The following is a 9,353-nucleotide window of genomic DNA, read 5'->3' as shown; positions in this document are numbered from 1 at the left end:
CGCGTTAATAACGGGCGGCGTGATGCTGAACAAATACCCTCTGTGGAAATACATTCTGATCCTGGCGGTGCTGGCGATCGGTCTGATTTATTCCGCTCCCAATCTATACCCCGATGACCCGGCCATTCAGGTGAGCGGCGCCAGCACGGCACTGCAGGTCAATCAGGCCGATCTGGATCGCGTAAGCACCGCGCTCAAAGAGTCCGGGATCACCGTCAAGGCTGCCACGCTGGCGGACAACGGCAAGGGTGGTCTGATCCGTCTGGCCAAAGCTGAAGACCAGCTGCCGGCAAAAGACGTTGTGCGCAAGGCATTGGGTGATGACTACGTCGTCGCGCTGAACCTGGCACAGACCACCCCGCAATGGCTGCGCAATCTGGGCGCGCACCCGATGAAGCTGGGCCTGGACTTGTCCGGTGGTGTGCACTTCCTGCTGGAAGTGGACATGGATAAAGCCCTCGATGCACGCCTGAAAGTCTACGAAGGCGACGTCAAGAGCCTGCTGCGTAAAGAGAAGCTGCGCTATCGCAGTCTGCCGCAACTGGGCGGTGCCATTCAGTTGGGCTTCAGCGATGAAGATTCCCGCGAACAGGCCCGTGCGCTGATCCGCAAGAACTTCAACGATTTCGACATTGTTCCGGCCGACCTCAACGGTCAACCGGTGCTGCGTCTGGCGATGACCCCGGCCAAGCTGGCGGAAATCCGTGAATACTCCATCAAGCAGAACTTGACCACGGTACGTAACCGCGTCAACGAGCTGGGTGTTGCCGAACCAATCGTTCAGCGTCAGGGCGCCAACCGCATCGTGGTTGAGCTGCCAGGCGTGCAGGACACTGCCGAAGCCAAGCGTATTCTGGGCAAGACGGCCAACCTTGAGTTCCGTCTGGCTGCAGAGCCGGGTGCTTCGAAAGCCACTTCCGAGAGCTTTGAATTCCGTGAGGGCAACCGTCCTCCTGCGCAGATCGAGCGTGGCCTGATCATCACCGGTGACCAGGTGACTGACGCCAAGGCCGGTTTCGGCGAGCACGGCACACCTGAAGTGAACATCCGTCTGGATGGTCACGGTGGTGAGTTGATGAGCCGTGCGACTCGTTCGAACGTCGGTCGCAGCATGGCAGTGATCTTCATCGAGCAGCGTCCGGTCACCACTTACACCAAGCAAATGGTTAATGGCGTCGAGAAAGACGTCGCGGTGCAGACGTTCAAGGAAGAGAAGAAGATCATCAGCCTGGCGACTATCCAATCGCCGCTGGGTGCTCAGTTCCGCATCACTGGCCTGAACGGTCAGGGCGAATCGTCCGAGCTGGCGCTGCTGTTGCGTGCCGGTGGTCTGGCAGCGCCGATGTACTTCGCTGAAGAGCGCACAATCGGCCCGAGCCTGGGTGCTGACAACATCACCAAAGGTATCGATGCATCGCTGTGGGGCATGCTGTTCGTGTCGCTGTTCATCATCGCCATCTACCGCTTCTTCGGCATCATCGCCACTGTCGCTCTGTCGGTGAACATGGTGTTGCTGCTGGCGCTGATGTCGCTGCTGGGTGCAACGCTGACCCTGCCGGGTATCGCCGGTATCGTGTTGACCATGGGTATGGCGGTTGACGCCAACGTACTGATCTTCTCGCGGATCCGCGAAGAGATCGCCGCCGGCATGACCGTGCAGCGCGCAATCAACGAAGGCTTCGGCCGGGCATTCACTGCGATTCTCGACGCCAACCTGACAACTCTGTTGGTCGGCGGGATTCTCTTTGCGATGGGCACCGGCCCGGTCAAAGGCTTCGCAGTGACCATGTCCCTCGGGATCTTTACCTCGATGTTCACGGCCATCATGGTGACCCGCGCGATGGTCAACCTGATCTTCGGCGGACGTGACTTCAAGAAGTTGTGGATTTAAGGGGCTGCCATGTTACGTACAATCAACTTCATGGGCGTTCGCAACTTCGCGTTCGGCGTCACAGTATTCCTCACCCTGCTGGCTATGTTCAGTGTCTTCACCAAGGGCATGAACTGGGGGCTGGACTTCACCGGCGGTACGCTCATCGAGCTGACCTACGAGCGTCCGGCCGATGTCACCAAGGTGCGCGAGCAACTGGTGACTTCGGGGTATCACGAAGCCGTCGTGCAGAGTTTCGGTGCGACTACCGATCTGCTGGTGCGGATGCCGGGTGAAGACCCGCAGTTGGGCCATCAGGTAGCGGAAGCGCTGCTGAAGGTCGGCGGCGACAACCCGGCAACGGTCAAGCGTGTCGAGTTCGTCGGCCCGCAGGTCGGTGAAGAGCTGCGCGACCAGGGCGGCCTCGGCATGCTGCTGGCGCTCGGCGGCATCCTGATCTACCTGGCTTTCCGCTTTCAGTGGAAGTTCGCGGTCGGCGCCATTGTTTCGCTGATCCACGACGTGATCGTGACCATCGGTATCCTGTCGTATTTCCAGATCACTTTCGATCTGACGGTACTGGCGGCGGTGCTGGCGATCATCGGTTACTCGCTGAACGACACCATCGTGGTATTCGACCGGGTACGTGAGAACTTCCGCGTGCTGCGCAAGGCGACGCTGATCGAGAACATCAACATCTCGACCACTCAGACCCTGCTGCGCACCATGGCGACGTCGATCTCCACCTTGCTGGCGATCGCGGCACTGCTGTTCTTCGGTGGCGACAACCTGTTCGGCTTCTCCATCGCCCTGTTTATCGGAGTTCTGGCGGGTACTTACTCGTCGATCTACATCGCTAACGTGGTGCTGATCTGGCTGAACCTGACCACTGAGGATCTGATTCCTCCGGTCAACACCGAGAAGGAAGTCGACGACCGTCCATAACGGCCATCGTTTTCCCCGCTGTCAGCCGAAAAAGGCGCGAGTTGAACTCGCGCCTTTTTTTATGCTCCAAGGCTGGGAGAAGCGCGGGCGCGTCCCGCATGTGATGGTCAGGAGGTTCATGTGAACAAGTCGTTGCTGGTTGGTGCGGTATTGGGTGCTGTCGGTGTGACTGCCGGGGGTGCTGTTGCCACCTACAGCCTGGTTAAAAGCGGCCCTGAGTATGCGCAAGTACTGGCTGTTGAACCGGTCAAAACACAGATCAAGACTCCACGTGAAGTGTGCAAGGATGTAGCCGTGACCCGCCAGGCGCCGGTCAAGGATCAACACCAGATCCTCGGTACCGCGATTGGTGCGGTAGCGGGTGGTTTGCTGGGTAATCAGGTCGGCGGCGGTACTGGCAAGAAGATCGCCACCGTGGCCGGTGCGGTTGGTGGCGGTTATGCCGGTAACAAGGTGCAGGAAGGTATGCAGAATCGCGATACCTACACCACCACGCAGACTCGCTGTAACACGGTGAATGACATCAGTGACAAAGTTGTCGGTTACGACGTGCGTTATTCGCTGGATGGCAAGGAAGGCAAGGTGCGGATGGATCGTGATCCGGGCAACCAGATTCCGGTCGACAAGGAAGGCAAGCTGGTTCTGTCGCAGAATGAGCCTGCTCAGTAATAGTCCGAGCGTTTAAAAAAAAGCACCCCGAAGGGTGCTTTTTTTCGTTTCGCGTAAAGCTTAGCGCTTCAGCGAGGCTGGCAGGTGCGGCTGGATAGCCGTCAGCACTGCCTTGAAGCATTTGGTGTTGCCGGCAACGATATGGCCTTTTTCAAGGAAGTCGTGACCGCCGGTGAAGTCGCTCACCAGGCCGCCAGCTTCTTGAATCAGCAGGGCGCCTGCAGCCATGTCCCACTCGGACAGGCCCGACTCCCAGAACGCGTCGAAACGACCAGCAGCTACATAAGCCAGGTCCAGGCTGGCGGAACCGGCGCGGCGGATGCCGGCAGTCTGGCCAACCAGGGCGCGGAACATGCCCAGGTAGTTGTCGAGGTTGTCCATCTGATCGTCACGGAACGGGAAGCCGGTACCCAGCAGGGCGCCGTCGAGGCTGGTGCGACCGCTGACGCGCAGGCGACGACCGTTCAGTTGCGCGCCGCGACCACGGCTGGCGGTGAATTCTTCCTGGCGAACCGGATCCAGAACAACAGCGTGTTCCAGGCGACCACGGTATTTGCAGGCGATGCTGACAGCAAAGTGTGGAATGCCGCGCAGGAAGTTGGTGGTGCCGTCCAGCGGATCGATGATCCACAGGTATTCTTCGCCTTCGATGCCGGTACCGGCGTGCAGGCCAGTCTCTTCACCGCGGATCGAGTGGTTCGGGTAAGCCTTGCGCAGCGCGTCGATGATTTTCTGTTCGGCGGCGCGATCCACCTCGGATACATAATCCTTGGCGTCTTTTTCGTCGACCTTGATGGTATCCAGGCGCTCGATGGAGCGGATGATGAGTTCACTGGTGCTGGGGGCGGCGCGCAGGTGGATATTCTGCAAGGGCTGCATGGATGTGTCACCTAAGGTTGTTAAAGAAAGCCGCGCATTCTATCAGAACTTTTCTTCAGGTGAAGGTTGCTGTTCGCTTTCATAGCTTAACGGTAGGCTGTTCTGTAAGATTTGCACCCCTTTCCTGTGTCCGAGAGCGCCTCCCTTGCTGCAGAACATTCGTGTCGTCCTGGTCAATACCAGCCACCCCGGCAACATCGGCGGGGCTGCGCGCGCCATGAAAAACATGGGTCTGTCGCGCTTGGTGCTGGTCGAGCCGCGCCTGTTTCCGCACCACGAGGCCGATGCTCGCGCTTCCGGTGCCGGTGACATCCTTGAAAACGCCCAGGTCGTCGCCACCCTGGAAGATGCCTTGGTCGGCTGCAATCTGGTGCTCGGCACCAGCGCCCGTGATCGGCGTATTCCCTGGCCGCTGCTGGACCCGCGCGAATGCGGCACCAAAGTGGTTGAGGAAGCCGGGCAGGGCGCAGAGATTGCGCTGGTGTTCGGTCGTGAAGATTCCGGCCTGACCAATGACGAGCTGCAGCGATGTCACTTTCACGTGCACATCCCCTCCGATCCTGAGTTCAGTTCGCTGAACCTTGGGGCGGCGGTGCAGGTGTTGAGCTATGAAGTGCGCATGGCATGGCTGGCCGCACAAGGTCAGCCGAGCAAGATCGAGAAGGAAGAAGTGGCTTCGGTAAAAAGCGCCGAGCTGGCGACCATGGATGAGCTGGAGCGATTCTATGAGCATCTGGAGCAGACGCTGGTCGCCATCGAATTCCTCGATCCTGAGAAGCCGCGGCACCTGATGGCGCGCCTGCGCCGGTTGTACGGACGCAGCTCGGTCAGCCGGGCGGAAATGAATATATTGCGTGGCATCCTCACGGAAACCCAAAAAGCGGCCCGTGGTGAGCTTCTGAAACGGAAGGACTGAATGATGTTTGAGCGTTTGCGTGAAGATATCCAAAGCGTATTCCATCGAGATCCGGCGGCGCGTAACGCTTTTGAAGTCCTGACTTGCTACCCCGGTATGCACGCGATCTGGATTCATCGTCTGGCCGGGATGCTCTGGCGCAATGACCTGAAGTGGCTGGCGCGTCTGGTGTCGAACTTTGGTCGCTGGTTGACCGGGATCGAGATTCACCCGGGGGCGAAAGTCGGTCGACGCTTCTTTATTGATCACGGCATGGGTATCGTCATTGGCGAAACCGCCGAGATTGGCGATGACGTGACCATCTATCAGGGTGTGACCCTTGGCGGCACAAGCTGGAACAAAGGCAAGCGTCATCCGACCTTGGGTGATGGTGTTGTTGTCGGTGCCGGAGCGAAAGTGCTTGGGCCATTCACTGTCGGCGCCGGGGCCAAGGTCGGCTCCAACGCTGTGGTGACCAAGGAGGTGCCGCCGGGCGCGACGGTCGTGGGTATTCCGGGGCGAATCATCGTTAAATCCGATGAGGAGCAGGACGCCAAGCGCAAGGCCATGGCCGAGAAAATCGGCTTCGATGCCTATGGTGTCAGCGAAGACATGCCTGACCCTGTGGCGCGCGCCATCGGTCAGTTGCTCGATCACCTGCAAGCGGTGGATGGGCGACTGGAGGGGATGTGCGGTGCACTGAAGGATCTGGGCAGTAATTACTGTGCGAAAGATTTGCCTGAGCTGCGCGAAGAGGATTTCGCCTGTGTAAAAGGCAAAGACGAATCCAAAACTGGCTGACACCCCTGCGGCAGCTCCTGCACGGCACATCCGGCAACCGGTGTGCCATTAAGCCGCAGACCCTGATATCATTCGCGCGCTCTTTTGCGGGTAAACCCGACTAAAGCACTAGGTCTTATAGTTGACTTAAATGCTCGGGAATTGCATACTCCCGCCCATTCTGAACTCCGTGGTAACTGTCCATGCGACTGACTACAAAAGGCCGATACGCCGTGACCGCCATGCTCGACCTGGCGTTGCACGCGCAGCACGGGCCGGTGTCCCTGGCCGATATCTCCGAGCGCCAAGGCATCTCCCTGTCCTATCTCGAACAGCTTTTCGCCAAGCTGCGACGCAGCAATCTGGTATCCAGTGTTCGCGGTCCGGGCGGTGGCTACCAGTTGTCCCGCGACATGCAGGGCATCCAGGTTGCACAGGTGATCGATGCGGTTAACGAATCGGTTGATGCCACCAAATGCCAGGGCCAAGGCGATTGCCATTCCGGCGACACTTGCCTGACCCATCACCTGTGGTGCGACCTTAGCCTGCAGATTCACGAATTTCTCAGCGGTATCAGCTTGGCTGATCTTGTGACTCGCCGTGAGGTGCAAGAAGTAGCCCAGCGTCAGGATCAGCGTCGTTGCAATGGCAAGGCGCCGCGCCTGGACAAGATTGAAGCGTCCGCCGTCGAATGACAGCCAAAGAGCTAGCGGCACGCCCGCCAGCCTGATTTAGGAGATAGTCCTTGAAATTGCCGATGTACCTTGATTACTCTGCGACCACCCCGGTCGATCCGCGCGTTGCGCAAAAAATGAGTGAATGCCTGCTGGTCGACGGAAACTTCGGTAACCCGGCTTCCCGTTCCCACGTGTTCGGCTGGAAAGCTGAAGAGTCCGTCGAAAACGCTCGTCGTCAGGTGGCCGATCTGGTCAACGCTGATCCGCGTGAAATCGTCTGGACGTCCGGCGCCACCGAGTCCAACAATCTGGCAATCAAGGGTGCGGCACATTTCTACGCCTCCAAGGGCAAGCACCTGATCACCTCCAAGATCGAGCACAAGGCTGTCCTTGACACCATGCGCCAACTCGAGCGTGAAGGTTTTGAAGTCACCTACCTTGATCCGACTGAAGACGGTCTGATCACTCCGGCCATGATCGAAGCCGCTTTGCGCGAAGACACCATCCTCGTGTCGGCCATGCACGTGAACAACGAAATCGGTACCGTCAACGATATCGCCGCCATCGGCGAGCTGCTTCGTTCGAAGGGCATCCTTTTCCACGTTGACGCTGCTCAGTCCACTGGCAAGGTCGAGATCGACCTGCAGAAGCTGAAAGTCGACATGATGTCGTTCTCTGCCCACAAAACCTACGGCCCTAAAGGCATCGGCGCGTTGTACGTCAGCCGCAAGCCGCGTGTGCGCATCGAAGCGACCATGCACGGCGGCGGTCACGAGCGTGGCATGCGTTCCGGCACCCTGGCGACTCACCAGATCGTTGGTATGGGCGAGGCGTTCCGTGTAGCTAAAGAAGACATGGCTGCTGAAAACGTTCGTATCCAAGCCTTGAGCGACCGTTTCTACAAGCAGGTCGAGCATCTGGAAGAGCTGTACGTCAACGGCAGCCTGATCGCCCGCGTTCCGCACAACCTGAACCTGAGCTTCAACTACGTTGAAGGCGAGTCGCTGATCATGGCACTCAAGGATCTGGCGGTTTCGTCCGGTTCCGCCTGCACCTCGGCATCGCTTGAGCCTTCGTACGTACTGCGCGCCCTGGGCCGCAACGACGAACTGGCGCACAGCTCGATCCGCTTCACCTTCGGCCGTTTCACCACCGAAGAAGAAATCGACTACGCCGCGCAGAAAGTCTGCGAGGCCGTTACCAAGCTGCGCGCTCTGTCGCCGCTGTGGGACATGTACAAAGACGGTGTCGACATTTCGAAAATCGAGTGGGCGGCACACTGATTTCAAGTCGCCGCGAACCGGCCCTGCGCCCCACGGTTGCAGGGCTTAAAGAGCGACTCTCTGATGAGTGAGGATTAAGCATCATGGCTTACAGCGAAAAGGTCATCGACCACTACGAAAACCCGCGCAACGTCGGCAAGATGAACGCGGAAGACCCGGATGTCGGCACTGGCATGGTCGGCGCTCCGGCGTGCGGCGATGTCATGCGCCTGCAAATCAAGGTCAACGATCAGGGCGTTATCGAAGACGCCAAGTTCAAGACCTACGGCTGCGGTTCGGCAATCGCTTCCAGCTCCCTCGCCACCGAGTGGATGAAGGGCAAGACCCTGGATGAAGCCGAAACCATCAAGAACACCCAGCTGGCCGAAGAATTGGCCCTGCCACCAGTGAAAATTCACTGCTCGGTATTGGCTGAAGACGCTATCAAAGCGGCTGTTCGCGATTACAAGCAGAAGAAAGGCTTGATCTGACTTTCTGGATTTGGCGAGGAGTAAGGAGTCAACGATGGCTATCAGCATGACAGAAGCGGCTGCTCAGCACGTGCGACGCTCCCTCAACGGGCGCGGCAAAGGTGAAGGGATTCGTCTGGGTGTTCGCACCACAGGTTGTTCCGGCCTTGCCTACGTGCTGGAGTTTGTCGACGAGGTGGTTGAAGAGGATCAGGTGTTCGAAAGTCACGGCGAGAAAGTGATCATCGACCCGAAAAGCCTGGCCTACCTGGACGGCACCGAACTCGATTGCGTCAAGGAAGGGTTGAACGAAGGCTTCAAGTTCAACAACCCCAACGTGCGCGGTGAATGTGGCTGCGGCGAAAGCTTCAACATCTGAGGCTTGTCGTGGGTATTCCTTGTCATTTCGCTTTATTCGAGCTGCAACCGAGCTTCCGTCTGGATCTCGAGCAGTTGGCCACGCGCTACCGTGAGTTGGCGCGCGGCGTTCATCCTGACCGTTTTGCCGACGCTTCCGAGCGCGAGCAGCGGTCGGCGCTCGAGCAGTCTGCGCGGCTAAACGATGCTTATCAGACGCTCAAGAGCCCGCCGCAGCGTGCGCGCTATCTGCTGAAAGTCAGCGGTCATGAAGTGCCGATGGAAGTCACGGTTCACGACCCCGAGTTTCTTCTGCAGCAGATGCAGTGGCGCGAAGAGCTCGAAGACCTCCAGGACAGCGCCGATCTGGACGGTGTCGCGGTGTTCAAGCGTCGCTTGAAAGTGGCCCAGGAAGAACTCAACGAAAGCTTCGCAGCCTGTTGGGATGATGCAGCGCAACGCGAACAGGCTGAACGCCTGATGCGACGCATGCAATTCCTCGACAAGCTCACCTACGAAGTGCGCCAGTTAGAAGAGCGCCTCGACGAT

General features: G+C 58.7%; 11 protein-coding genes. 10 read left to right on the top strand and 1 reads right to left on the bottom strand.

Annotated features, from left to right (window positions below):
* The first annotated feature begins 22 nt into the window (after positions 1-22).
* The 3 genes from secD (at position 23) to ACIOVB_RS25445 (ending at position 3,484) form a co-directional block, all read left to right on the top strand.
* A complete protein-coding gene (secD, locus tag ACIOVB_RS25455) occupies positions 23-1,891 on the top strand; it encodes a protein translocase subunit SecD (RefSeq protein ID WP_401272038.1) in 1,869 nt (622 codons plus the stop codon).
* Between the two features lie 9 nt (positions 1,892-1,900).
* Complete coding sequence (secF, locus tag ACIOVB_RS25450; protein WP_187677956.1) at positions 1,901-2,815, top strand: protein translocase subunit SecF; 915 nt, start codon at positions 1,901-1,903, stop codon at positions 2,813-2,815.
* Between the two features lie 120 nt (positions 2,816-2,935).
* On the top strand, positions 2,936-3,484 hold the full coding sequence (locus ACIOVB_RS25445; RefSeq protein WP_187677955.1) for a glycine zipper 2TM domain-containing protein: 549 nt from the start codon (positions 2,936-2,938) through the stop codon (positions 3,482-3,484).
* Between the two features lie 60 nt (positions 3,485-3,544).
* Here ACIOVB_RS25445 and suhB read toward each other — a convergent pair whose 3' ends face one another.
* Entirely contained in the window at positions 3,545-4,363 is an 819-nt protein-coding gene (gene suhB / locus ACIOVB_RS25440) for an inositol-phosphate phosphatase (protein WP_401272036.1), read from the bottom strand.
* A 145-nt stretch (positions 4,364-4,508) separates the two neighbouring features.
* Between suhB and trmJ the strand changes: the two genes are divergently transcribed.
* The 7 genes from trmJ to hscB all read left to right on the top strand — a co-directional run.
* Positions 4,509-5,279 (top strand): tRNA (cytosine(32)/uridine(32)-2'-O)-methyltransferase TrmJ, encoded by a 771-nt coding sequence (gene trmJ / locus ACIOVB_RS25435; protein WP_008084663.1) that lies wholly within the window; start codon positions 4,509-4,511, stop codon positions 5,277-5,279.
* A 3-nt stretch (positions 5,280-5,282) separates the two neighbouring features.
* Positions 5,283-6,059, top strand: coding sequence for a serine O-acetyltransferase (gene cysE, locus ACIOVB_RS25430; protein ID WP_187680639.1), 777 nt, complete (start codon positions 5,283-5,285; stop codon positions 6,057-6,059).
* A 182-nt stretch (positions 6,060-6,241) separates the two neighbouring features.
* A complete protein-coding gene (gene iscR, locus ACIOVB_RS25425) occupies positions 6,242-6,733 on the top strand; it encodes a Fe-S cluster assembly transcriptional regulator IscR (protein ID WP_007956690.1) in 492 nt (163 codons plus the stop codon).
* A 50-nt stretch (positions 6,734-6,783) separates the two neighbouring features.
* A complete protein-coding gene (locus ACIOVB_RS25420) occupies positions 6,784-7,998 on the top strand; it encodes an IscS subfamily cysteine desulfurase (protein WP_401272035.1) in 1,215 nt (404 codons plus the stop codon).
* Between the two features lie 83 nt (positions 7,999-8,081).
* Positions 8,082-8,468: a Fe-S cluster assembly scaffold IscU gene (iscU, locus tag ACIOVB_RS25415; RefSeq protein ID WP_003227907.1), complete on the top strand. Its 387-nt coding sequence runs from the start codon at positions 8,082-8,084 to the stop codon at positions 8,466-8,468.
* Positions 8,469-8,502: 34 nt separating this feature from the next.
* Positions 8,503-8,826 carry an iron-sulfur cluster assembly protein IscA gene (gene iscA / locus ACIOVB_RS25410; protein WP_401272034.1) on the top strand — a complete coding sequence of 108 codons (324 nt, stop codon included), beginning with the start codon at positions 8,503-8,505 and terminating at the stop codon, positions 8,824-8,826.
* A gap of 8 nt (positions 8,827-8,834) precedes the next feature.
* Positions 8,835-9,353: co-chaperone HscB (gene hscB / locus ACIOVB_RS25405; protein ID WP_187680637.1), on the top strand; the 519-nt coding region annotated here is incomplete at its 3' end.

Origin of the sequence: Pseudomonas sp. NPDC087639, from assembly GCF_044743385.1 — a bacterium.
Classification (GTDB): domain Bacteria; phylum Pseudomonadota; class Gammaproteobacteria; order Pseudomonadales; family Pseudomonadaceae; genus Aquipseudomonas.
Note: the sequence above shows the minus strand (reverse complement) of the source record. Positions and strands in the feature narration are given on the sequence as shown.